The organism is Myxococcales bacterium, assembly GCA_016706225.1.
Lineage (GTDB): Bacteria > Myxococcota_A > Polyangia > Polyangiales > Polyangiaceae > JADJKB01.
This window is the reverse complement of the sequence record JADJKB010000022.1, coordinates 415,433-437,685: the sequence shown is the minus strand read 5'-3', so window position 1 is coordinate 437,685 and position 22,253 is coordinate 415,433. Positions and strand designations below refer to the sequence as shown.

Annotated in this window: 23 protein-coding genes; 13 read left to right on the top strand and 10 right to left on the bottom strand. The window is 66.9% G+C overall.

Features of this window, described 5'->3' with window-relative positions:
- Positions 1 to 14 precede the first annotated feature (14 nt).
- Complete coding sequence (locus IPI67_33010) at positions 15 to 335, top strand: hypothetical protein (GenBank protein ID MBK7584998.1); 321 nt, start codon at positions 15 to 17, stop codon at positions 333 to 335.
- A gap of 3 nt (positions 336 to 338) precedes the next feature.
- On the opposite strand, the gene IPI67_33005 is transcribed toward IPI67_33010, so the two are convergent.
- A complete protein-coding gene (locus tag IPI67_33005) occupies positions 339 to 1,244 on the bottom strand; it encodes a hypothetical protein (protein ID MBK7584997.1) in 906 nt (301 codons plus the stop codon).
- 142 nt (positions 1,245 to 1,386) lie between these two features.
- Here IPI67_33005 and IPI67_33000 point away from each other — a divergent pair, with 142 nt between their 5' ends.
- Positions 1,387 to 2,523 (top strand): glycosyltransferase family 4 protein, encoded by a 1,137-nt coding sequence (locus tag IPI67_33000; GenBank protein ID MBK7584996.1) that lies wholly within the window; start codon positions 1,387 to 1,389, stop codon positions 2,521 to 2,523.
- Positions 2,520 to 3,212, top strand: coding sequence for an NAD(P)H-binding protein (locus tag IPI67_32995; GenBank protein ID MBK7584995.1), 693 nt, complete (start codon positions 2,520 to 2,522; stop codon positions 3,210 to 3,212). The genes IPI67_33000 and IPI67_32995 overlap by 4 nt, the downstream gene beginning before the upstream one ends.
- A gap of 19 nt (positions 3,213 to 3,231) precedes the next feature.
- On the opposite strand, the gene IPI67_32990 is transcribed toward IPI67_32995, so the two are convergent.
- The 4 genes from IPI67_32990 to def form a co-directional block, all read right to left on the bottom strand.
- Complete coding sequence (locus tag IPI67_32990) at positions 3,232 to 4,428, bottom strand: adenylate/guanylate cyclase domain-containing protein (protein ID MBK7584994.1); 1,197 nt, start codon at positions 4,426 to 4,428, stop codon at positions 3,232 to 3,234.
- 99 nt (positions 4,429 to 4,527) lie between these two features.
- Entirely contained in the window at positions 4,528 to 5,283 is a 756-nt protein-coding gene (locus IPI67_32985; protein ID MBK7584993.1) for a hypothetical protein, read from the bottom strand.
- Entirely contained in the window at positions 5,280 to 6,965 is a 1,686-nt protein-coding gene (locus IPI67_32980) for a protein kinase (protein ID MBK7584992.1), read from the bottom strand. The genes IPI67_32985 and IPI67_32980 overlap by 4 nt, the downstream gene beginning before the upstream one ends.
- 102 nt (positions 6,966 to 7,067) lie before the next feature.
- Positions 7,068 to 7,652 carry a peptide deformylase gene (gene def, locus IPI67_32975; GenBank protein ID MBK7584991.1) on the bottom strand — a complete coding sequence of 195 codons (585 nt, stop codon included), beginning with the start codon at positions 7,650 to 7,652 and terminating at the stop codon, positions 7,068 to 7,070.
- 32 nt (positions 7,653 to 7,684) lie between these two features.
- On the opposite strand from def, the gene IPI67_32970 reads away from it, so the two are divergent.
- Positions 7,685 to 8,683, top strand: a complete 999-nt coding sequence (locus tag IPI67_32970) for a ketoacyl-ACP synthase III (GenBank protein ID MBK7584990.1) — start codon at positions 7,685 to 7,687, stop codon at positions 8,681 to 8,683.
- Positions 8,684 to 8,748: 65 nt separating this feature from the next.
- Here the strand turns inward: IPI67_32970 and IPI67_32965 are convergent, their stop codons facing one another.
- The 3 genes from IPI67_32965 to IPI67_32955 all read right to left on the bottom strand — a co-directional run bounded on the left by IPI67_32965 (position 8,749) and on the right by IPI67_32955 (position 10,626).
- Positions 8,749 to 9,660, bottom strand: coding sequence for a hypothetical protein (locus tag IPI67_32965; protein MBK7584989.1), 912 nt, complete (start codon positions 9,658 to 9,660; stop codon positions 8,749 to 8,751).
- A gap of 113 nt (positions 9,661 to 9,773) precedes the next feature.
- The gene (locus tag IPI67_32960; protein MBK7584988.1) at positions 9,774 to 10,106 is read right to left on the bottom strand and encodes a hypothetical protein; all 333 of its coding nucleotides are present in this window, start codon (positions 10,104 to 10,106) and stop codon (positions 9,774 to 9,776) included.
- A gap of 43 nt (positions 10,107 to 10,149) precedes the next feature.
- Positions 10,150 to 10,626, bottom strand: a complete 477-nt coding sequence (locus tag IPI67_32955; protein ID MBK7584987.1) for a hypothetical protein — start codon at positions 10,624 to 10,626, stop codon at positions 10,150 to 10,152.
- A 71-nt stretch (positions 10,627 to 10,697) separates the two neighbouring features.
- Between IPI67_32955 and IPI67_32950 the strand changes: the two genes are divergently transcribed.
- Positions 10,698 to 11,180, top strand: a complete 483-nt coding sequence (locus IPI67_32950; GenBank protein MBK7584986.1) for a hypothetical protein — start codon at positions 10,698 to 10,700, stop codon at positions 11,178 to 11,180.
- Between the two features lie 4 nt (positions 11,181 to 11,184).
- On the opposite strand, the gene IPI67_32945 is transcribed toward IPI67_32950, so the two are convergent.
- Complete coding sequence (locus IPI67_32945; GenBank protein ID MBK7584985.1) at positions 11,185 to 12,396, bottom strand: alpha/beta hydrolase family protein; 1,212 nt, start codon at positions 12,394 to 12,396, stop codon at positions 11,185 to 11,187.
- Between the two features lie 108 nt (positions 12,397 to 12,504).
- Positions 12,505 to 13,050: a J domain-containing protein gene (locus IPI67_32940; protein MBK7584984.1), complete on the bottom strand. Its 546-nt coding sequence runs from the start codon at positions 13,048 to 13,050 to the stop codon at positions 12,505 to 12,507.
- A 215-nt stretch (positions 13,051 to 13,265) separates the two neighbouring features.
- On the opposite strand from IPI67_32940, the gene IPI67_32935 reads away from it, so the two are divergent.
- The 8 genes from IPI67_32935 to IPI67_32900 all read left to right on the top strand — a co-directional run bounded on the left by IPI67_32935 (position 13,266) and on the right by IPI67_32900 (position 22,077).
- Positions 13,266 to 13,655 (top strand): thioredoxin family protein, encoded by a 390-nt coding sequence (locus tag IPI67_32935; GenBank protein ID MBK7584983.1) that lies wholly within the window; start codon positions 13,266 to 13,268, stop codon positions 13,653 to 13,655.
- Between the two features lie 40 nt (positions 13,656 to 13,695).
- Entirely contained in the window at positions 13,696 to 14,334 is a 639-nt protein-coding gene (locus IPI67_32930; protein ID MBK7584982.1) for a hypothetical protein, read from the top strand.
- A 13-nt stretch (positions 14,335 to 14,347) separates the two neighbouring features.
- Complete coding sequence (locus tag IPI67_32925) at positions 14,348 to 16,033, top strand: hypothetical protein (protein ID MBK7584981.1); 1,686 nt, start codon at positions 14,348 to 14,350, stop codon at positions 16,031 to 16,033.
- 10 nt (positions 16,034 to 16,043) lie between these two features.
- Positions 16,044 to 16,814, top strand: a complete 771-nt coding sequence (locus IPI67_32920; protein ID MBK7584980.1) for a hypothetical protein — start codon at positions 16,044 to 16,046, stop codon at positions 16,812 to 16,814.
- Positions 16,814 to 17,683, top strand: a complete 870-nt coding sequence (locus tag IPI67_32915) for an MBL fold metallo-hydrolase (protein ID MBK7584979.1) — start codon at positions 16,814 to 16,816, stop codon at positions 17,681 to 17,683. The genes IPI67_32920 and IPI67_32915 overlap by 1 nt, the downstream gene beginning before the upstream one ends.
- 45 nt (positions 17,684 to 17,728) lie before the next feature.
- Positions 17,729 to 18,907, top strand: a complete 1,179-nt coding sequence (locus IPI67_32910) for a glycosyltransferase (protein MBK7584978.1) — start codon at positions 17,729 to 17,731, stop codon at positions 18,905 to 18,907.
- A gap of 120 nt (positions 18,908 to 19,027) precedes the next feature.
- Positions 19,028 to 20,059, top strand: a complete 1,032-nt coding sequence (locus IPI67_32905; GenBank protein MBK7584977.1) for a ketoacyl-ACP synthase III — start codon at positions 19,028 to 19,030, stop codon at positions 20,057 to 20,059.
- Positions 20,060 to 20,739: 680 nt separating this feature from the next.
- Positions 20,740 to 22,077 carry an HNH endonuclease gene (locus tag IPI67_32900; protein MBK7584976.1) on the top strand — a complete coding sequence of 446 codons (1,338 nt, stop codon included), beginning with the start codon at positions 20,740 to 20,742 and terminating at the stop codon, positions 22,075 to 22,077.
- Positions 22,078 to 22,253 lie beyond the last annotated feature (176 nt).

The window sequence follows — 22,253 nt, the reverse complement described above, 5'->3', positions numbered from 1 at the left end:
TGCTGGTTCGTTTCATGCCCTTTCAACGGGTCAGCCCCTTCCTCGGCGTCGGCGCCGGATACGAGTGGATGACGCTGAGCGCGTCGACGGACACAGCAACGGCGCGGCGGACCGCGCACGGGCTCGAGCTCTTCAACATCCAGGCCGGGATCGACGTGAAGCGCAGCGGCGACTTCTACGGCATGTTCATCGCCTACTCCCTGGGAAAGTTCACCAAGGAGAGCTTCTCGCTCGAGAGCGATGCGTCGGCACTCAACTTCGACCGCTCGGGCGACATCGACAACCCGGCGACCCACAGCTGGCTCAGCATTGGCGCGCGCGGCACGCTGGAATGAGCGCTACTTCTTGCCGGGCAGCTTGAGGCGTCCACCGCCACCGCCTGGAGTAGCGGGCGGTGGTGGAAGACTGGGCTGCGTCGGCTGAGTCGGCGGCGGCGGCGTCGTGGGTTGTGTAGGAGCCGTCGGCGGCGGCGGGAGGGTGCCCGGCGGCGGCGCGGTGCTCTTCGGCGGCGGTTTGTTGCTCGCCGTCTTGGGTTTCACGGGTTGAGGTGGCGCCGCGGGAGGATCAGCAGCGACCGGCTCGGGAGTGGGCTCGGCGGCTCCGCCGCCCTGAGGCGAGATGACGGTCGGCCCACCTCCACTGGTCGGCACCGTGAGCGACTGCGTGGGTTCGTCATCCTTCCCGCGCATGACGATCACGAGCGCGATGAGCCCACCGATGACGGCAAGCACTCCGATCAGCCCGCCCACGATCAGCCCGCTGCTCGAACCCCCTCGCGCTGCCGGCGGCGGCGCGTAGTACGGCGCCGCTGCTCGCACGGGAGGCGGGCCCGGTGACACCGCTGGCGCATAGGGTGTCGGCTGCATCATCGGCGGTGCTGCAGGCATGGGAGCCGCGTCGAAGATCGGCGGCTCGCCAGGTTGGGTCTTGCCGGCCTTGCCCCAGGGCGCCTCGGCGCCCGCAGGAGCTGCGGGTACGGGTTCGTCCACTACCGTGGCAGCGACCTTCTTCGGCGCGTCCGCCTTGACTGCCTCCACCTCTGGCGCCGTGACGGCCGCAGCGGCGCTGCCTTCCTTGGACGCGTCATCGCTCGACGTTCCAGCGGCGCTGAGCTCGGTCGGCGGCTCGTCGGCGGTGCTGGCTGCCGGCGACGGTTCGTTGCTGGCGCTCACCGCGGTCGGCGGCTCGTCCGTCGGCGTCGACATTTCGAGAGTGGGCTTGGGCGCCGTCGGTTCGTCGCTCATCGGAGGCTCCGCGCTCTCTAGGTAGCGAATTCCCGAAGGACGTGCAAACCGCGAGCGCTCGTCGAGGCCGAAAACAACAGGTGGGCCTGCCGGTTTCCTGACAATGACGGGTCCTTCGAACCGGGCTAACCTCGCGGCCCTCGTGCGCCAGGTCGTCGTCGATGCTCGAAGCATCTCCGGGAAAAAGAGCGGCATCGGCAATACCCTCGAGGCGTTGCTCCGCCACATGATCCCAATGGCGGAGGGTTATCGCTTCCTCCTGCTTCGCCACCCGGACAAAAAAACACCCATCGTCGAGCACGAGCGGGTGCGAGAGCTCACCTTCCCTGGCGAAACCAAGAGCCCAGTCACGGTGTTCGGCCTCGGCTTCGCACACCGCTTCGGGCAGTTCGACCTCTTCCACTCGCCGGCGGACCTGGTGCCCCTGGCCTTGGCTTGCCCGTGGGTCGTCACCATTCACGACTTGATGTGGGTCGAGGCCCCTGCGCTCGCCTCTGCATTCGTCCCGGTGCGCCTGGCAAACGGGGTCTGGTATCGGGCGAACTTCGCGCGCTCGATCCGCGGCGCCCGCCGCATCATCGCCATCTCGCAGGCCACCGCTGACGCCATCGCACGCCTGTATCCGGAACATCGCGACAAAGTCAGCGTGATTCACCACGGCTTCGATCCCGAGCGCCACCGGAGTGAACGAGGAGGAGCTCGCAGTCTGCTCGATCCATGGGTCCCCCCGGGTGCCGCGTTCTCGCTGATCGTCGGACAGGGCTCGCCCTACAAGAATCACCCGGCCATGGTGCGTGCCTTCGTCGAAGCCATGGGGTCACGCACGGACCACAAACTCGTCCTCGTGCGGCGCTTCAGTCGAGTCGATGGCGAGATGGAACGTCTGCTTGCCCGTCCCGAGGTCGCGCGGCTCGTGGTCACCATCCCTCACGTCTCGGACGAGCTCCTGTTCACTCTGTACACTCACGCGCGCATGTTGCTGTTCGCCTCGCGCTACGAAGGATTCGGCCTGCCGGCGCTCGAGGCGATGGGTTTTGGCCTGCCCGTGCTGGCTTCGACGGCTGCGGCGGTGCTCGAGGTGACGGGTGATGCTGCGCTGCACGCCGATCCCAGCGACCACTCGGATCTGGTGCGGAAGATCCACGCTCTGGATCGAGACGACGCGCTCCGGACGCGCCTGGTCCGAGCGGGTGCCCAGAGAACTCGGGATTTCTCGTGGGATCGAGCTGCCCGCGCAACGCTCGAAGTCTACCGCTCGGCGATCGAGGACCGCACATGAGTGAGTTCGTGGCTGGCGCGACGGGATACACAGGGCGGGAGCTGGTGCGCATCCTCGCCGAGAGCGGACGGCATCCGATCGCCCACGTTCGCCCGGACTCGTCGCGTCTGGACGAGTGGAGGGCGCGCTTCGAGGCACTGGGTGCCGAGGTCGACACCACGGTCTGGGAGCCGGAGCGCATGGCAGAGACGCTGCAACGGCTGAGCCCGAGTGTCGTCTACGCGCTGCTCGGCACGACTCGAGCGCGCGGACGTGCGTCGGCTGGCAAGGACGACTACGAGAGCGTCGACTACGCACTCACGGCGTTGTTGCTCACCGCAGCCAAACACGCTGACCCCCAGCCGCGTTTTGTCTATCTCTCGAGCGTGGGTGCCGCGCCGGCCACGAAGAATCCCTATCTCGCGGTTCGTGCCCGCATCGAGCGTGAGCTCCGAGAGAGTGGCCTCCCGTTCACCCTGGTGCGCCCGTCGTTCATCACGGGTGCCGATCGCGACGACGGACGTCTGGGAGAACGAATCGGGGCGAGTGTCGTGGATGTTGGGCTGTCCGTCGCGAGCCTGTTTGGCGCGCGCCGCGCCGCTCAGCGCTACCGCTCGACCACGAACACGACCCTCGCGGCTGCGCTGGCGCGGGTCGGAACGGAGCCGCACTTCCTGAATCGCGTCGCCGAGGGTGACGACCTCAGGTGAGGCAGAGAGAGCGCGCGGGTCAGTCGACTTGGCGTTCGGGCGCTGCTTCGCCGGACAACGCCAGCTCGTAGACGAGCTGTTTTCCGGCGACCCCCTTCAGCTCGTGCTCGCCGAGCGACCGCACCTCTCGCCCCACGAGGCGCGCCATGGCGCCGCTCAGAAGTCGCGCCGTTCCGAGCTTGCCCGAGAGCGACTCGATGCGGGCCGCGAGGTTGATCGCAGGGCCGATGCAGGTGAAATCGAGGCGGTTCGCGCCGCCGATGTTGCCGTACGCGACGTCGCCGACGTGCAACGCCAGGCCAAACCGGAGCGCAGGGTCCCCGCGCGCGAGCCGGGCTTGGTTCAACTTCGCGAGTGCATCGAACGCCTCGTTCGACGCCTCCAGGGCTTTGCCCGCCGCGACGTTCGGCGCCTCGTCCCCCACCGGAAATATGGCCAGCATGCCGTCGCCCATGAATTTGAGCACCTCCCCGCCGTGGCGCTCGATGGCCGGCACCTGGCAGTCGAAGAACTCGTTCAGCGTGCGAATGAGCCGCGCGGGCTCCATGCTGTCCGACATGCTGGTGAAGCCTCGCAGATCGGAGAACCAGATCACGCAGCGGATGCTGTCGGTGTCACCCCGCTGGATGTGCCCGCGCAAGATGCGCTCGCCGGCGTTGCGCCCGACGTAGGTGTTGAGCAAGTTCACCGCGGTCCGGCTCAGCGCGAGGATCTCTGCAACGCGGGCGAGTGGGCGAGCAATCTCGGTCAGCGCTGCCACGTCCTCGTCAGCGAAGCCTGCAGGGTTGGCCGAAGCGAAGGTGACGGCGTGAACGGTCCCGTTCATGAATTTTAGCGGGATGCCCAGGTAGTCGGTCATGCCCTCGGCGGCGAGGGCCTTCAAGACGGGGGCACGTTGGTCAGTGCCGGTGTTCAGTCGTTCGCGGAACAGCTCGCCGGTCCCACAAACTCGAGCGACGGGGCTTGCGGCATACTCGCCGCTCGTGAGGATCGCGTGGGGCGCTTCGCCCACCTCGATTGGGGTCCCGGGTCGCCAGCGAAAGCTCCGGCCCATGATGTGCGGGTGGAGCGTGCGCACGAAGGCGACCGCGCGGTCGATGGGGATGCCGGCAGCTGCCACTCCGGGCCAGAGGCGACCGAGCAGGTCGACCGGGTTGGTGGCGCCAGGGGCGCCGTCCACCAACCAGTCGAACCACTCGCGGATGTCGCGGCCCATGCGCGGGATTGTAGTCGAAACAGGGCGCGCCGGCTTGGCGCATGACAGACACAAGCGGCTGAGCACCGTTCACCGCGCGAGCCCCGGGCGACGAGCACTTCAGCTGCCAAGCTGAATGGCCGACAGTACCGCGACCTGGATCTGTAGCCGCCGGTCGGGTTGGATCGGCTTGCCGTCGAGCTCGAAGATCACGAAGCGGTCGAGCACCCGGGAGCCCTCGGTCTTCACGGCCGACTCGACGATCTGCACCTTCTGCTCGAACAACGCTTGCGACAGCGCCAGGAGCAGGCCCGAGCGGTCGTCGGTCTCGACCTCGAGGGTCGCCAGATCTCCCTCGGAATTTTCCACGAAGCGGACCGTGGTCTCGCTGGCCTTGGCGGCGGGTTTGCCCGCGCGTCGCGAGGCGACCTCGCGATCGACTCTGCCCTCGAGCAGATCCGTCAGGACCTGGAGGACCTGCGGGATCGCGTCCGGCGTGATTCGTTCGGAGCGTTTACTGGGATCCGAATAACGCACCCAGAAGAGATCGATGGCTTCCTGGCGACCGCCAGAGGTCTTGCGCGTGTGGGCTGCCGCACCGCTGACGTCCAGGTTCGTCAACACGAACGCGGCGCTCAGCGTCGCGAGCAGGCCCGGTCGGTCATCGGCGACGACACACAACACTCCGGGAGCGCCGTGGGTGTGCTCGAGCAACTCGACGTTGGCCGCTCTGTCGCCGCGCCGCAACGCCACCCCCGCGTGTTCGGCAATCGCGACCTCGCCGTACGCCGTGCGATATGCGCGCGGCATGCTCGCAGCAAACTCGCGGACGTAGTCGGGCGACGGCGCCTTCTTCGACACCTGTTCGGCGCTCACTGACTGCTCGCGGGCGGCGGCCAAACGGGGATAGGAATGGTCGGAAACGGGGGCAGCGGTGGCATGTTGCTCGGCACCGGGAACGGCCACGGCATCTGCCCGCCCGCGTCCTGCCCGCCGGCAGCGTCGGCGCCCGCGTCCTTGGGTTTTGGTTTCACGGGCCCGCCGGTGGCCGTTGGTTTGGGTCCGGGGCCAGGGTCGACCGGCGGCGGATTTTGCGGAACGTCGGGCGGCTTGTCGTTGAAGGTGCCCTGGCCTGTGACGGTGGTCGGGGGCGCCTGGGTCCCGAAGCCGAGCGGCTGATCTTTGGGCGAGTCGTCCTTGTTCTGACGCACCCAGATGATGCCGCCCACGATGGCACCGATCACCAACAAGCCGCCGAGCAGCGCGAGGATCACACCGCTGCCGCCACCGCTGCTCTTTCTGGCTACCGGTGGCGGAAAATGCTGCGGTGGATACGGCCCAGGCTGCGGTGCAGCACGGCCATAAGGGGCCGGGTTCGGTTGAGCAGTGACCGCCTGCGCGGCCGCGTTCTGTGCGGCGATGTTCGCGATCAGATCTTTGCTCGCCTCTTGTGTGCTGCCGTGCGGCGGCATGTTCTGAGCGGGCATGTCACCCACGGTGGGCGGGCTACCACCGGCTGCGGGCTCGTCGTCGGGTGGCAGCGTCGGGGCAACTCCTGGTTTCGCGGGCTCCGGCGCCGGTTCGTCTGCGGTGATGGGCGGCTTGGCCGGCTCCGCAACCTTGCTCGTGTCCGCATCCGGTGGCGGAGGCAGGCCCGATACTCCAGCCGGGACTGGTGTGGCCGCGAGTTTGCCCGCGTGAGACAGCTGACCCGCGAACGCAGCCAGGGCGCTGCGCATGTCGACGGCGCTCTGGAAGCGTCGCCCTTTGTCCGGATCGATGCCCCGGTGGACGGCCTGAACCAGCTCGGCTGGCAAACTCTTGTCGAGCTCGTCGAGGCGCTTGACCTTGCCCGCCATCACGTTGCCGACGATGGCGGCCGCGTCCTCGCCGATCGCTGGCCGTTCCCCCGCGAGCATCTCGAACAACAGCACGCCAATCGAGTACAGATCCGCGCGGTGATCGACGCGGTCGGCAGAGTACAGTTGCTCCGGCGACATGTACTCGGGGGTGCCCATCAAGGCGCCGGGGCGTGTCAGTCCCTTGTTGTAGTCGTTGGTCTGCCGCAGCTTCGCGATACCGAAGTCGAGCAGCTTGCACACCGGACCGCCGGTGCTCGGCGTGATGAACACGTTGTCCGGTTTCAGGTCTCGGTGCACGACACCGAGCGCGTGCGCGGCCTCGAGCCCTGACAGGATCTGCAGCGCAAAATCGATGGCTTGATCCTTCGGAAGCTTGCGCTGACGATCGAGCAGCTGCTGCAGCGACTCACCGCTCAGGAGCTCCATCACCAGGTACGGAGTTCCGTCGGCGGTCTGCTCGACGTCCGTGACCTTGGTCACGTGCGGGCTCTGAATGCTGGCCGAGACGCGCGCCTCTTGCAGGAAGCGCGTGGCCAGTCCCTGCCGGCGCGCGAGCTCGGTGTGCAGGAACTTGAGGGCGACACTCGTGCCGAGCACCTCGTGGCGCGCCTCGTACACCGCGCCCATGCCGCCGTCGCCGATCATGCGGATGATGCGGAACTTGCCGCCGATGACGTCGCCGGGATTGGGTCTCATGGTCGAGGGGCAGCCGGAACAGCTGCGCGTTCGGGCGGGCCATCGTAGCAGGCCCTTCCCTCGGCGAGGCAAGCGCGGACGAGGGGCGTTTTTCTCGCGCTTTCAGTCGTCGAGCTCGACGCCGTCGACCATGCGCAGCTCGCGCGGGACGTAGCGGTCGTATTCCCGAAGGAACGTCAGCGTCCGCGGCACGACGCGATCGACGAACAAAACACCGTCGAGGTGATCGGTCTCGTGCTGGACCACCGCGGCGGGTACACCCTCCCAGGTGAATTCCTGCGGACGACCCATGCGATCGAGCCCGCTCACGCGCACCCTTCGCGGACGCCGAACCTGCCCACGCACGCCGTTGACCGAGAGGCAGCCCTCGTACATCACGATGGCGTCGGCATCTGCCAGCGGCTCTGTCGCCACGAGGGGTTCGACCAATGGATTAACCAGTATCGTGAAGGGGATGCCTGGAAAGTCGGGGTAGCGGGGGTTCTGGGTGACCTCGATCACCGAGATGCGCAGTGATTCGTGCACTTGAGGAGCAGCTATTCCCGCGCCATCGGCGTCGCGCATGGTCTCGATCATGTCGTCGATCAACATCTGCACGCGCTGCGATGCGAGCTCGGCTGGTGGAACCTCTTTTGCCCGCCGGCGCAAGACTGGATCGCCCATCTGAGCGATCTTGCGAATTGCCATGGCGCCATGTTAGCAGCGCGGGCGCGATGGTGGTGTCCCGTTCCACGATTCTAGGCGTCGGAAGCCATGTCCCGAGCAAGGTCGTGACCAACGACGACCTCGCCAAGCTCATGAACACGAGCGACGAGTGGATCTTCCAGCGTTCAGGCATCAAGGAGCGGCGGTACATCGAGGAGGACGGCATCGGCGCGGCGGATCTGGCGGTGCCCGCCACCGAGCGTGCGCTCGAACACGCTGGCGTGAAGAAGGAAGAGATCGACGCCATCATCTTCGCGACGCTGTCCCCCGACTACACCTTCCCGGGGTCGGGCTGTCTCTTGGGACACAAACTCGGGCTGCCCGGGGTGCCGGCGCTCGACATCCGCAATCAGTGCAGCGGTTTCATTTACGGGCTCAGCGTCGCGGACGCCTGGATCCGCGCTGGCATGTACGAGAAGGTGCTGCTGGTCGGGTCCGAGGTGCACTCGACGGGGCTCGACTTCAGCGATCGCGGCCGCGACGTCGCCGTGTTGTTCGGAGATGGTGCCGGAGCCGCGGTGGTCGGGCGAGCCCGGGACGAAAACAGTGGTCTCTTGTCAATCGCTCTCCACGCCGACGGCTCGGCCGCGACGGATCTCTGGCTGGAGGCGCCCGCGTCGAAATACATCCCGCGCATCACCAAAGAGATGATCGACGAGGGACGCCACTTCCCGAAGATGAAGGGCAAGCAGGTGTTCCGCTGGGCCACGGACAAGATGCCGGCGGTCGCCCACGAAGTCCTGGGCAAGGCAGGGCTCGGCATCAAAGACGTGGACCTGTTCGTCCCACATCAGGCGAACATGCGCATCAATCAGCTCGTGGGTTGGCGCCTCGAAATTGACGAAGACAAGGTCGTCCACAACATCGAGAAGTACGGCAACACCACGGCGGCCACGATCCCCATGGCGCTGGACGTTGCGCTCAAGGATGGCCGCATCGTGGAGAACACGACCGTGCTCCTGGCGGCCTTTGGCGCAGGTTTCACCTGGGCCGGCGCCGTGCTGCGGTTCTAGACGCCGTTCGGCTGATCACCAGCGCCTCCTAGGCTGGCAATGCGCTCGTCCGGCCCCGCCGCGTTTCACTTCGCGATGCTGCGGGAGAGCTCGGCTTGGCCCTTGCCGGTCACGTCGAGCATGCCTTTTTTGTGCTGGAGCTTGCCGCTCGCCTTTGCCGTGCCCTTGAGCGAAAGCTCGCTGACCCAGCCGCTCTGCAGGTCCACCTTGGCTGGGCCGTTCAGTGTCAGATCGAATCGGGTCTGTGCGCTCACCAGCGTCACCATTGCGGTCACCTCCAAGGACAGGCTGCTCCCGCTCTTGCCTTGCGACGTGACACTCACCTTGGCGCCGGCGTAATCGACGCCAGCGAGCACACCCAACAGGGCGCGCGCTTCTTCCGAGCCGCCGTCGAGCTTCTTGCCCGCCGCCGGCCCGGCTTCACCGAGCCACTTGGAGAGCGGGCTCGGCCCGCCGACCCAGGCGTACTCGCTCATCAGCGCGTCGCGCTCGGCACCGCTGACCTCTTTGCCGTCAGCGCGTTGAATGTCAGCGTCGCCCGCCTTGGCGTCGATGACGTAGCTGTGGCCGGCGGTCGCAGCGGTGAGCTCGACGCCGAGCAGCGGCTTGGACTCACGCTTCCCGAACGTGACCCTCAGCTTGTTCACCGCCACACCTTCGCTCGCCAGCACCTCCAGCGAGCGTTCTTCTTCGAGCGACCAGCTGCCGGCCTGCATGCCGCCTGCCGTGTCGCCCTTCTTCAACGTCAGATCGAAGGTGAGCGATGCGGAGCGCTTCTCGAGCGCTTTGGTCCCGGCCGCGGGCGCCTTGCCCGGGCTCGCTGCCGGGGCCGCCGCTTCGTCCTCTTCGACCGAAGTCGGGTCCTTGGCCCCGGGGTTTTCTCCGCTACCGCTGCCGCCCGCGCCGCCCCCGCCGCAGGCTTGAGTCAGGGCGAGCCCGAGGGAAACAACGAGCAAACAGCATGGCCGGATCCGCATGGTGCCGCAGCATATACGGGTTCATCGCGGGCGAGCAGCCGGGAAGTCTTTGGCTCGGAACCTTCGCGCGTTGCTGGGGGAGTACCGGGGGTATCCGGGCTTCGCCCGTTGTTTCAGCTGTCGTGTTTGGGCTCGATCGGTGCATCGGGCGCGTCTTCCGCGCGCTTCTGCTCCTCGAGGTCTGCGAAACGTTTGGCCAGCGTGCCGAGCGCACCGGCAGTCACGTCGAGGGTTCGGGCGCTGGTCTCAACGGACGCGCGCGCGATGCCCAATCCATATCGTGCCCACGCGGCGCCGACGCGCAGGAAGGCGCCTGCAATCTGCTCGGCGTCCGAGCTGGTTTCGTTGCGGGTGTCGTTCGTGTTGGTTTGAGTGTTCATGACTATCTCCCATTCATGCGCCACGTTGGCGATCGCGCGCACACGTCCCGACTCGGCGAGCAGCATGTTCGCCAAGGCAATCGGTGTCGCAGAAGTTTGTTGGCTGGGCTCAGCGCCCGGGCATACAAGTCGTGCAAACGAAGCGCGGGGCTCCTGGGATTGACCCGACTGCGAGCCCCGCATCATCACCTTCATCGAGGGCGGCCCCGCACTTCACGCACTCGCTCGTCTTGGCTACGACGACGGGCTGGTACGCGACCACGTCGGCGAGATCGACCTTCTTCTCGACCTTGGATCGAAGGCGCCCGCGCTCGTCATGCACGGTCTTTGCTGCGCGGCTCAGGCGGTCCTCGACGCGCTCCGAGGCTCGGTCGGCGATGTTGACCGCGTCCTCGAGGATGGTTCGCACCAGGTTCGAGACGGGGACTCGGAGCGCGCGGGCGGCGGCCTTGAGCTCGCCCTCGAGCACTGCGGGGATGCGCGTGTGAAGTACACGCTCTTTCTTGGGCTCCCCGTCAGCCTCGGCGCTGTCGGATTCGGTGGCTTCAGCCTCGGGGGGCGGGGGTTCGGAGGGTTTCTGTGTCACGGCGTGATACGATGTATCACCGTGTATCACGCTGGTCAAGGGGGTCAGGTGATTTTTGCTATATCAGCGACGTGCGCTGGCTGGTGGTCTCGATGTTCCTCGCGGGTGCCTGCTCGGCGGGCGCCGGGGGCAGTCGGGCTCCAGGTGAAATCGTGATCCCGACGGAGCCGGCGCCCGAGCGCTCGGACGCTGCGCCGCCCCCTCGCGGGGAGCCGATGGCGGTGGTGGACCGGGACGACCCATATCTCTACTTCGTTGGCAGCTGGGACGGGTTGGTCAACGGCAAGCTCCCGACGCGCCTCACGGTGACGCGGGAGGGGCGGTTTCAGATCTTCCTGCCGCCTCAGTCCCATCGCCCGACCTGCGAGCTCGCGGGGCAGCTGAGGGTGTCCGAGCGCGTGATCTATTTCGACATCGCTCACAGCACGTGTGAGGCCGAGAACGTCGGGTCCACGCTCGTGCGCGAGGTCGTCGAAAAGACGGAGACGGAGCTGGTGGTGCGCAGCGCGGACACGAGGATGTCCGTGCGCTACACGCGTCACGTCGAGCCGTGAGCCTTCAGCCGGCGCTGAACTCGATCTCGCGGAAGAACTTCCGCATCTGCCGGAAGTAGTCGCCGCGGTCCAGGTGAATCAAGTGACTGCCCGGAAACCAGTGGAGCCGGCAGCGTTGCCAGTGGTCCCAGAGCAGTCGCGAGTGCGTGGGCGGTGCCAGGCGATCACCCACTCCGCCGATGATCATCAGCCGCTCCCGCGCGATGCGGGGTGGGTAGCTGAGTGGACAGCTGACCGAGAGCAGCTCGCGAGCGTCGCGCACGTCCTTGCCCGTTGCGCGCAGCGCGAGGCCGAGCAGGCTCGCGATTGGCTCCCACTCGAGCACGAGGTCGGCGATGCTCGTGACCGGCACGTTGGGGATCGCAAAGGCGAGCCGCGGTTCCACCGTCGCCAGCAGCGCTGCGGTGAACCCCCCCAGGCTCACGCCGGTCACACCCAAGCGTGGGACTCCGAGGTCCTCGAGGTGATCGATGAAGATGCGCAGGTCGAAGATGGCCTGCCCCATCGCTTCGTTGATGCGGTTGACGCCACCAGCGAAGAAGCCGTGGCCCGAGAAGGGCGACAGCAGGGTCTGGCGCTTGCCATGAAACGGCAGCGTGACCAGCAGCACGTCGTAGCCCTCGCGGTACAGCCAAGGGATGGCAAAAAACCACTCGTTCAGGTGGTAGAGGTCGGCGGAGAAGCCGTGCACCGCGATCACCGTGGGACGGGCGGTGTCGCCGTGTCGCCAGTGCCGGGCGTGGGCGAAGCGGTTTCGCCGGTGACGTAGGTAGCTCTGGCGCTCGTGCGGGTTCACCGGAATGAACGGGCTCTCGAAGCGCAGGTCTTCGCAGACGCCGTCGCCGGGGCGAAAGAGTGGGAGGCGCGCGCGGCGCCGCGACACCTTCACGTCACGGGGTGGGCGAAGAAAGAAGCGATCCGGATCGCGGCTCTCGGCGAGGGTGCTGTAGAGCTTGCGGTCGGCGAGGGCGCGTCCGAGGGCGAACGGGTGGTAACCCACCGGCACGGCCAGCGCAGTGACGAGCGACGCGCCGAGTGTGCGAAGGACGACATCGCTGGCCGCGGTCGCGGAGACTTTGAATCGGTCTCTCGTCCCGAGCTCGAAGCGTTCGCGCGATGTGCTGAAGTCCTGGGGCAGACTCTGCCACCACGGTCGAGCGTCGTCCGCCGGTGTGAAGCCCCCGTCCTCGTGCGCGATGCGCGAAACGGTCGTCATTTATTCTCGGAAGGAGTCGGGACCCCCGAGTCTACCCCGGCTCGGGGGTTGGGCCCAATCGCGCGTGGATGGCAGCGCCGTGCGAGCGCGCGAGAGGCGCGCGCTGACTCAAGTCGGCGAGCTTCTTGCCATTGCGGTGGCTGCGGGTCGGGCTTCTTCGAACGGTGAGGGCAGCGAGGTCGGCTTGGCGGAACGAATCAGACCGAGCGCCAGGGCGACCGACGCGAACAGGAACATCATCCGGAACTCCGGCGTCCAGCTCTCGGTCCAGGTGTCGAAGCTGGCGCTGGCGCGGGCCGGCCACGAGCGGAGGCGCTCCAGCCACTCGAGATCGCGGGCGTCCAGTCGGATGTGTGACGTATCCACCGGGGGCGCGTGGGGAACCCCGCGCCGTTCCGGCTCTCGACCTTCATGCAAGTCCGCGCGCAGACGGTCGTAGGCTGAGCGCAGTGAGGGCTCCATGAGCACCCCGGCCGCCACGTTGATCTCCGCCATCCGACGCTGAGCTCTGCTCATGTCGTTCGGGTTCAAGTCCGGGTGGCTGATCGTCGCGAGCCGCCGGTGGGCCCGGCGTATCTGTTCAGGCGTGGCCTGACGGGGGATCTTCAACACGGCATACAAGTCGACGTTTATCAGCGCCCGATCGAACCGCATACGCACCTCCCGACAGGTTCCGAGCAGACAGTCGTCTCCGGAAGAAGTTCCGGCAGCCTCGAAAATTCTCCCACGTCCCCCCAATTGCCCACCTGCTCCCCGGGGTCCCCATACTGTGGGTGGTCCGCTTCCCTCTCATGACCTCGCCCGGCGTAAACCGCGGCCGAATCCAATCGCACAGGCTCCGGCTCCCACCGGCCTGGAGACGGAAAAACATGAACACCACCGAGCTCAGCGCCGCCAACTTCGAGGCCACCGTAGAGAAGCCCGGCATCGTTTTCATCGACTGGTGGGCCTCATGGTGCGGCCCGTGCCGCGCCTTCGCACCAATCTACGACCGACTCGCAGCCAAACACCCGGACATCGTCTGGGGCAAGATCGACACCGACGCCGAGCAGCAGCTGGCCGGCGGCTTCAACGTCCGCTCGATCCCCACGCTGATGGTCTTCAAGGACGGGATCCTGATCTTCGAGCAACCTGGCATGATGAGCGCGATGGCCCTCGACGGCCTGGTAACGAAAGTGCGCGCGCTGGACATGGCGGAAGTGAAGCGGCGGATCTCCGAGCACCACGCGGTCCAGGGCTCGAACGAACAGCCACACTGAGCTTGCGCTCGCCTGGCGATCTCAGCACCATGCGCCGGCGATGAGACCGTTCGCCGTCTGCCTTGCACTCAGCCTCGTTGCTTGTGACAAACCCGCCGCGCCCGGCTCGACCGTCGCAGACACCGCCGCGCCGGGGAACGCGCCCCCCGCACTCTCGGCAGCGCCGAGCGCTGGCGCACCCGTGCCGACCTCGGTCACGCACGGCGCCGCCAAGGAGATCGGGGTGACCTGGGACGACCCCAAACTCTGGAAGAAGCTCCCGCCGACGTCGCCAATGCGGAACGCGACCTACGAAGTCCCGGCAGCCGATGGCGACAAAGAGGCCGCCGACGTTGGTGTCTTCTATTTCGGTCCCGACAAACCTGGAGTGGTCGAGCGCAACGTGGAGCGTTGGGTCCAGCAGTTCGAGGGCATCGACGACACCAAGGTGAAGAAGAGTGAGCGCAAGGCCAACGGGCTGGCGCAGCGCATCGTGGAGATCGAGCAGGGCACCTACAAGAGCGGCATGCCGGGTGGTCCGACCACGCCGAAGCCCGACTTTGCGATGATCGGCGCCATTGTCGAGGCGCCAAGCGGCAGTCACTTCTTCAAGCTCGTCGGGCCGAAGGCCACGGTTGCGCGAGCCAAGAAGCCCTTCTTCGAGCTGCTCGACTCGGTGAAACCCAAGGGCGCACCCTGAAGTCGTGACCACCGTGTCGGCTTCGCACGCACTTCGCGAGCTCGAGCGCATCGCTCGCAATTTCGGGCCAGGCCTCGCGACCCAGAAGCGCGAGCTCGTCGCGACGCTTGGGCAGAGCTCGCTTCGTCAGGCCACCGAGCTCTTGCGGTTGCACGAGGTCTTGTGTTTCGCCCGCGCGTATCCGGACGACGCCGAGCTTCGGGCCAGTGTGGTGCGCGCGCTCGAAGACTTCGCCGCGCGCAAGGATACGACCAAACACAGAAGGGCCCTCACCGACACAGGTGTGGTTGGTACCTCGCTGAGCTTTCCGTTCCATTGGATCACCGCGTGCTGGCTCGTCGAACATTGGCCGGCGGAGCTCCACGTGGATTGGCCCGAGGTTGGCACCCGGGAGCGGGAGCGTCTCGAGGCGCTGCTGCCGCTGCTCGTGCCGGAGGCGGAAGCGTTGGATCCGGAGCTAGGGCTGTCGCTGACCCAGTGGCTCGCGGCACTGCCCGGCGAAGGCGAGACCGACGCGACCTTCTTGGTGCGCCGTTTTGCGCGGCTGTCGATGTCAGCGCGGGCGCGCGAGAGTCTGTACAACGAGCTGGCCCTGCCGCTCAGGCTCGAGCTCGTGCGCGGTGCGCCGACCCGCACGCTGGCCGTGCTGTCGGACGCTCCAGTCACATTTCAGACCCAGCCGTTGGCCCAGAAGCGACCCGCGCTCTCGACCGGTCTAAGGCGGCGTCTGCGCAGCGTCAGACGCCTGGAGCCCCGGGACGGGCGGAGGGCCATCGAGCTTGCGCGGACCTCTCTCATCACGCGCGGACGTGATCTCGACGGGATCATGTACGCGAGCCCCGACGACGTGCGGCTGATCGACACCGGCGATGGTTTCGTCATGACCTGCATGGGCCTCCTGCCGAGACATCGCGCGCTGGTCGAGACGCTCTACGTGTTTCTGCTGATCAAGAACGGCGTTCCGGTCGGCTACTTTCAGGCCGCGCTTTTGTTCGGCTCGGCGGAGGTGAACTACCACGTGTTCCCGACGTTCCGGGGCGCGGAGACGGCGGAGCACTACGTGCGCGCTCTCGGTGTCGTTGGGCGCCTGTTCGGCGCGCAGTCCTTCTCGATTCATCCGTACCAGCTGGGTCACGAGAACCCCGACGCACTCGCGGCCGGCGCCTTCTGGTTTTATCAGAAGCTCGGGTTCCAACCCGACGACGCCGGCGCCAGCAAGTTGCTCCGCTCGGAGCTCCGGAAGATCGCAAAGAACCCGAAACATCGTTCGTCGAGGTCGGTGCTCCGGCGCTTGGCCTCCGGGTACCTCTTCCATCATCTGGCTGAGCCTCGCAACGACGTTGCCGGAAAGTTACCGCTCGCCCGATTTTCACTCGTTGTCAGTCGTCATCTGGGGCAGCGATTCGGTTCGGACCGTGAGCGCGGCCTGCGGGTGTGTGCGGAGGAGTTTGGCGAGCTCACCGGTGTCGTGCTCGGTCAGCTCACTCCGGACGAACGCGTGGCCTGGGAGCGTTGGGCGCCTCTCGCGCTCGCCTTGCCCGGGGTCACTTCGTGGTCCAAGGCCGAGCTGCGGGCTCTGGGTGCCGTCGTCCGCGCGAAAGGAGCCACCAATGAGCAGGACTTCGCGCGGCGCCTCGATCGGCACCGGCGCTTGAGAGCGGCCCTCGTTGCCGTCGCTGGCCGGGCTCCCGAGGTGTAGAATGGCGGCGATGCGATCGTGTTGGCTCGGCCTCGTCGTGGTCATGGGCTGCGCCACGGGTGAAGAGGTCACGGATCCGAACGCGGCGGGCGGGACCAGCAACGGCGGCACTGCCCAAGGCGGTGGCGGCGGCGGGCTCGCCGGCATGGCCGGTGGTTTCCCGACGGGTGGCGGGGGCGCAGGCGGCTCGGGCGGGACCGCGGTCGGAGGGGGTGGCAGCCCCGGCGGCAGCGGCGGAACGAGCGCCTCGGGCGGCGGAGGCTCGGGAGGTGGAGGCTCGGGAGGTGGCAGCGGTTGTTCGATTCAAGGTTGCTCCGACGGCAACACGAGCGGTGTTGGCTGCGCGGCGGCTCGCACCATCGGGCGTACGACCGCGAGCGGCGTTCAGGGCTACGTGAAGACGGACACGACCTGCAATCTCGCCGACGCCAGCACCGGCTACGGCACTGGATGCGCAGATCTGGGCGGCGATCACACTTACCGCATTTACCTGCGCGCCGGCGAGAGCATCTCGGTCGCGCTCACTCAGGGAAGCAAGTGCTCGACGGCGACGTCGTTCAATCGCACGTTCAAGATCTTGTCCGGAGCGAATTGCTCCGACACGACGTGCAGCGTGAAGACCTTCTGCTCTCCGGCTGCCGCGGGCACTTACAACAAGAGCCTCAACGTCACCCAGGACGGCTGGTACCATCTGGTCGTGGACGGCCTGACGAGCGGGGACGCGGGCAGCTACACCCTCACCGTCAAGCTCAACTGCAAGACCGCGGGCTGTGAGTGCTGATGGCGCAAGCAAAGCTCTGGTCCATCCTCGGCAATTCACAGCGACTCGACGGCGGCGCCATGTTCGGCAATGCGCCCCGCGCCGTCTGGGCACGCTGGTTTCCTCCGGACGAGCAGAACCGCATTTCACTCGCTTGCCGCGCGCTCCTGGCGCGCGAAGCGTCGGGCCGGAACGTGCTGTTCGAGGCGGGTATCGGCGCTTTCTTTTCACCCAAGCTCCGCGAACGCTTCGGCGTCGACGACGGCGAGCACAAGCTACTCGCGAGTCTGCAGGCGGCCGGGGTTTCGCACACGGACATCGACGTGGTCGTGCTCTCGCACCTGCACTTCGATCACGCGGGCGGGTTGCTGGCGGCGTTTTGCGAGGGCCAGCCGCCACAGTTGCTGTTCCCGAATGCCAGGTTCCTGGTCGGGAGCGCGGCATGGGAGCGAGCAAAACGACCCCACGTACGGGATCGCGCGTCGTTCATCAGCGAGCTGCCTGCATTGCTAGAAGCCAGCGGGCGCCTCGAAATTGTGAACGCTGAGCGCTCGGAATTGCTCGGTGACCGCTACCGCTTTCATTTCTCCGACGGCCATACGACGGGGCTCATGCTGACCGAGCTCACGACGCCCGGCGGCCCGCTCCTGTTCGCCGGTGACCTCGTGCCGGGAACGGCGTGGGTCCATCTCCCGATCACCATGGGGTACGACCGTTTCCCGGAGCTCCTGATCGACGAGAAGGAGCGCCTCTTGACGGACCTTGCTGCGCGCGGCGGAAGGCTGTTCTTCACCCACGACCCGAAAGTGGCCAGCGCCGTCGTCGTGCGGGACTCGAACGGGCGCTTCTGTGCGGAGGCGGAGCAGGTGGCTTTGTCCGGCGACAGCTGATTCGTCTGCGTGCGGCAGCGGCGAAGTGCGCTAACCTCGCTCGCGTTGACGCCAATCGAGTGGGTACTTGCGGGCTGGTCCGGACTCGGGAGCCTGATGTATTCGGCGGTGACGCTGAGCGCGATGCGTGGGCTCGTGTCGCTGGAACAGCTGGGTGAGGCCCGCGCCCCGGAGCCCGAGAGCTGGCCGAAGCTCAGCGTGCTGGTGCCGGCGTGCAATGAAGCCGGCACGCTAGGGCAAGCGCTCGAGACCTTGCTCGCTCAGGACTACCCAGCGCTGGAAATCGTGCTGGTGAACGACCGGTCGACGGACTCGACCGGGCAAGTCGTGGACGAGCTGGCGGGTCGCGATCCACGCATCACGGCGGTGCACGTCAGCGAACTGCCGCCGAAATGGCTGGGAAAGGTTCACGCGCTCAGCCGTGGCTACGAGCGTTCGCGCGGTGAGCTCGTGTTGTTCACGGACGCGGACGTGCACTACCAGAAGCCCGACGTGCTCCGGCGGGCCGTCGCCCTGGCCGTCGCGCGGCGACTCGACCACGTGTGTTGTCTGCCGGATCTCAGGTCCGGATCGTTTTGGCAGGCGGCGGCGGTAGATGCGTTCGGCATCGGCTTCTTCGCCAACCTGCGGGTCCACGAGCTGGTGGATCCCGAGTCCGAGCGTTACGTCGGTGTCGGCGCGTTCAACCTGGTGCGGCGCGCGGCGCTGGAGCGGAGTGAGGGCCTCGAGTGGCTGCGCATGGAGGTTGGGGACGACGTGGGTCTCGGCTTCTTGCTCCGCCGCGCCAAGGGCCGTGCCGGTCTGTGGCTGGCGGCCAGCGAGATCGGCGTGCTCTGGTACCCGTCGCTGCGCGAGATGAGTCGGGGTCTCGAGAAGAACCTGTTCGCCATCATGGGCCACTACAGCGTGCTCCGAGTGTTCATGCGAGTGGCGATTGCGTTCGGCATGGTTGGCGGCATGGTGGCCGCGCTGTTCTCACCGCATCTCCCCGTGGCTGCCCTGGGCGGGTTTGCTTGGTGCATGGTGGTGGCAACTGCCGTGGTCTTGCACCGGCGATTGGGGCAACGCGTTGGTCCGGCGCTGCTCGCTCCGCTGGGCGTGCTGATGGTGTGTGTGATGGCGCTGAACTCGACCTGGCGATGCCGTGCGGCGCGCGGCATCACCTGGCGTGGTACGCACTACCCTCTCGACGAGCTCCGCGGCCTGCAGCGCGTGAAACTCTGAGCAGCGTGTGCCCGCCCCGGCAAAAGTTACCGGGAAAAACCGGCGGCGGCGGCCGCGTTTTTGTTCGAGATGACGCGCGCCGATTGACGCCGGACGGGCCAGGGGTAATGCGCTCGGGTGATGCCCAACGCCTACATTTCCGGTACCGGCTTCTATGTTCCGCCGAAGATCGTGACCAACGATGCTCTGGCGAAAGAGTACGGAATCGACACCACCCACGAGTGGATCGTGCAGCGCACGGGGATCGAGGAGCGGCGCTTCGCAGAGCCTGGCGTGGGCACCAGCGACCTGGCCGTGCCAGCGGCAAAACAAGCCATCGAGCGCGCGGGGCTCGAGCCTCGGGACCTCGACATGATCGTGTTTGCGACGCTGTCACCGGATCATGCTTTTCCGGGCTCCGGCGTGTATCTGCAGAAGAAGCTCGGCTTGTGTGATGGCGATGGCGCCAAATTCGTTCCGGCCCTGGACGTCAGGAACCAGTGCTCCGGCTTCGTCTATTCCCTCACCGTCGCCTCGTCGATGGTGCGCGCGGGCACGGCCAAACACGTCTTGGTCGTAGGCGCCGAGACCCACTCGGCGGCGCTCGACTTGTCAGTGCGAGGTCGAACGGTGGCGTCGCTGTTCGGAGACGGCGCAGGTGCGGTGGTCGTGAGCGCGACGGACGAGGACCGCGGAATTCGCGGCACCTACCTCGGTGCGGACGGACGTTTTGCCGACGTGCTGTCGCAGAAGGTCTGGGACATCAAGAAGCGACCGTTCATCGATGTGGACGCCAATGGGGTCGGGCAGGTCCCAGCTGAACACATGTGGGCGCAGATGGACGGCAAGCAGGTCTTTCGTAACGCGGTAGAACGCATGATTGGTGTGCTGATGCAGGCGTGCGCAGACCAAGGTCTGACCCGCGACGACATCGACCTGTTCTTCTTCCACCAGGCCAACCTGCGCATCAATCAGTACATCGCGCAGCAGATCGGGATCACCGAGGACAAACTCGTCTCCAACATTCAGCGCTACGGAAACACCACAGCTGCGACGATCCCCATCCTGCTCGCGGAGGCCGAACAAAGCGGCCGGCTGAAGCGCGGCATGAAGATCGCCATGGTCGCCTTCGGCTCGGGCTTCACGTGGGGCGCGGTGATCGCCGACTGGTGAGCGCTGCTCTGGCGATTCCTCCTTGAAAAGCCGCCGGAAATCTTGCCCGCCGCTCGTGCCTGCGCGAGCAGCCCTGATTGCGCTGCCGCGGGGGAGGGCGCAGCTCGAGTCCGGCCGAGGTGCCCCCGCCTCGCCCGGCCCTCGGCCGCTGTCGCGGACGGAACGCAAGGAAGCAGAGACAAGCCGGTTCCCCGCGGCGCACGGATGGGCTGTGCGGGTCGCGAGGAGAGCGGGGTGCTGGCGTGAGCGCGTCCGATGCGGCGAGCGACCGCGCGTCGTACCGTGTGCGTCGCGCACTGCCGTCGCATGCGTGGAACCGCCAGCGATTCGCACTCCGCGCGAGCGCGCGAGCCCATGACGCTGCCGCTGCCAAGACCACCGAGGGCAATCCGTGCACCCCTCTTTGTTCGAGGGGTGCGAGAGGCGTGGTTGCGAGCTCTGCGCCGCGCCGAAGCGCGTGCGTGAAAAGAGCGGGGTGCGCGACGATTCGATTCACATTTTTCTTGAGAGCACGCAGCGCGCGCGAGCGACGAGTCACGAGGAAACCCTCACGCGCTGCCACGAGGATGAAGGCTGTGCGCGCTTCGCGCGTTGCGGTGACGTTCGAAGCGTTCCACGTCGTGAGCGTCGCGCCTGATGGCAGCGGCGAGGTCGGAAAATCGCATGGTATGCGAGAAAGCATGCCTCTCCTCTCTTCCGTCTCCGACATCGAGCTCCGCGAACGCCTCTCGGCTGCCGTCAGCAGCGAGCGCGCCGCATCGACGGACGTCGTCTTCGTTTTCCATTCTCACGCCACGCGACCGGCAGCGATTCCGCGACTGCGGCAGGCCCGAAGCGAGTTCATCCGGCTCGGCCGGACTGTCTATTTGGTCGCGTGCTCTTCGCTCACCACTCGCTGCGTGGAGCGCCTGGGGTACTCCGAGGACGGAGCCAACAAGCGCGTGCGCGTTGCCCGCCTGGCACAGCGCTTTCCTCAGATCCTCGACGAGCTCGCGTCCGGCAACGTGCACCTGACCGGGCTGTTTCTCCTCTCCAGGCACCTCACGGAGGATAACGTCGAGCAGCTCCTCGCCGAGGGTCGAGGGAAGTCGAAGCGTCAGCTCGAAGAGCTCATCGCCCGCTGGTCTCCGCAGCCGGACGTGCCGACCACCTTGACCACGATGGCGCCCGAGCCCGCGCAGACGGAGTTATCAACAGTGTCCGGGGCAGGTAACTCCGTGCCACCGCCTCGGCCCTCGATGCCTCGTGCTCGTCTCGAGCCCCTGTCGCCGACAACCGTTCGGCTGGAGCTCACCGCCCGCGTCGAGCTCCGCGACAAGCTCGAGCAAGCCCGCAACCTGCTCAGCCACGAGATCCCCAGCGGCGACCTGGCGACGCTCCTCGAGCTCGGCCTGGACCTGCTGATCGCGGCCGCGATCCAGCGTCGCTCGGGCGCGGGCAAGCCGCGCAAGCGTCGCGAGACGAAGCCGGGCTCACGACACGTGCCCGTCGATGTCCAGCGCGCCGTCCGGGAGCGGGACGCTGACCAGTGCACCTTCCGCGATGCTGAGGGGCGTCGCTGTTCAGAAATTAGACCGTCCGGCCGGGCCGGAGGAGCTCCGTTTGCGGGTGCCCACGGTCGCGAAGCGCCAACTGGATGCGGGGCGCTGAACGCGAGTGAGTTCTTGACCATCGAGCACATCGTTCCCTTCGCGAAGGGCGGACCGACCACCGTGGACAATTGCTGCCTGCTCTGCTCGGCTCACAACTCGTACCGAGCGCGACAGGTGTTCGGCGAAGAGCACATCCAGAACGAGATCGCCGGGGCTCGCTCTCGCCGCGAAGCGATCCGCACGCCAGCGCCTGCGGTCGCGGCCGCGCCCGAGCCCGAAGTGTTCGAGAAGGTGCGCTCGGCGCTGGTGCTCTCGGGGTTCAAGCGGGCCCAGGCACGGCAAGCCGTCGAGCAGGTGCGACTGCGCGGGGTCGAGCCTCGGCCCGAGCCGCTGCTTCGCGCCGCGATCGCCGTGCTCACACCCTGAGACAGTCCGGGCACACCCCCACAAAGGGTGTGCCGGCAGGTGCTCGTGGTCTCGTCAGCGGCAGCGTCGTGGGCACGAATGCGCGCGAGGAGAGAGGAGCGCATCATGACTCGAAGGGGACGCATCAGGTAGAGGCTGGTCGGCATGCTGCAGTAGCGCATCGGCGAGGCGAGGCG

What these genes read in the sequence shown, in the direction of transcription:
- IPI67_32915 (MBK7584979.1), top strand. Translation starts at nt 16,814, where the DNA reads ATGGCGCAAGCAAAGCTCTGGTCCATCCTCGGCAATTCACAGCGACTC.
- IPI67_32900 (MBK7584976.1), top strand. Translation starts at nt 20,740, where the DNA reads ATGCCTCTCCTCTCTTCCGTCTCCGACATCGAGCTCCGCGAACGCCTC.
- IPI67_32905 (MBK7584977.1), top strand. Translation starts at nt 19,028, where the DNA reads ATGCCCAACGCCTACATTTCCGGTACCGGCTTCTATGTTCCGCCGAAG.
- IPI67_32965 (MBK7584989.1), bottom strand. Translation starts at nt 9,660, where the DNA reads ATGCGGATCCGGCCATGCTGTTTGCTCGTTGTTTCCCTCGGGCTCGCC.
- IPI67_32930 (MBK7584982.1), top strand. Translation starts at nt 13,696, where the DNA reads ATGAGACCGTTCGCCGTCTGCCTTGCACTCAGCCTCGTTGCTTGTGAC.
- def (MBK7584991.1), bottom strand. Translation starts at nt 7,652, where the DNA reads ATGGCAATTCGCAAGATCGCTCAGATGGGCGATCCAGTCTTGCGCCGG.
- IPI67_32940 (MBK7584984.1), bottom strand. Translation starts at nt 13,050, where the DNA reads ATGCGGTTCGATCGGGCGCTGATAAACGTCGACTTGTATGCCGTGTTG.
- IPI67_32960 (MBK7584988.1), bottom strand. Translation starts at nt 10,106, where the DNA reads ATGCTGCTCGCCGAGTCGGGACGTGTGCGCGCGATCGCCAACGTGGCG.
- IPI67_32935 (MBK7584983.1), top strand. Translation starts at nt 13,266, where the DNA reads ATGAACACCACCGAGCTCAGCGCCGCCAACTTCGAGGCCACCGTAGAG.
- IPI67_32945 (MBK7584985.1), bottom strand. Translation starts at nt 12,396, where the DNA reads ATGACGACCGTTTCGCGCATCGCGCACGAGGACGGGGGCTTCACACCG.
- IPI67_32995 (MBK7584995.1), top strand. Translation starts at nt 2,520, where the DNA reads ATGAGTGAGTTCGTGGCTGGCGCGACGGGATACACAGGGCGGGAGCTG.
- IPI67_33005 (MBK7584997.1), bottom strand. Translation starts at nt 1,244, where the DNA reads ATGAGCGACGAACCGACGGCGCCCAAGCCCACTCTCGAAATGTCGACG.
- IPI67_32990 (MBK7584994.1), bottom strand. Translation starts at nt 4,428, where the DNA reads ATGGGCCGCGACATCCGCGAGTGGTTCGACTGGTTGGTGGACGGCGCC.
- IPI67_33010 (MBK7584998.1), top strand. Translation starts at nt 15, where the DNA reads ATGCCCTTTCAACGGGTCAGCCCCTTCCTCGGCGTCGGCGCCGGATAC.
- IPI67_32920 (MBK7584980.1), top strand. Translation starts at nt 16,044, where the DNA reads ATGCGATCGTGTTGGCTCGGCCTCGTCGTGGTCATGGGCTGCGCCACG.
- IPI67_32980 (MBK7584992.1), bottom strand. Translation starts at nt 6,965, where the DNA reads ATGAGACCCAATCCCGGCGACGTCATCGGCGGCAAGTTCCGCATCATC.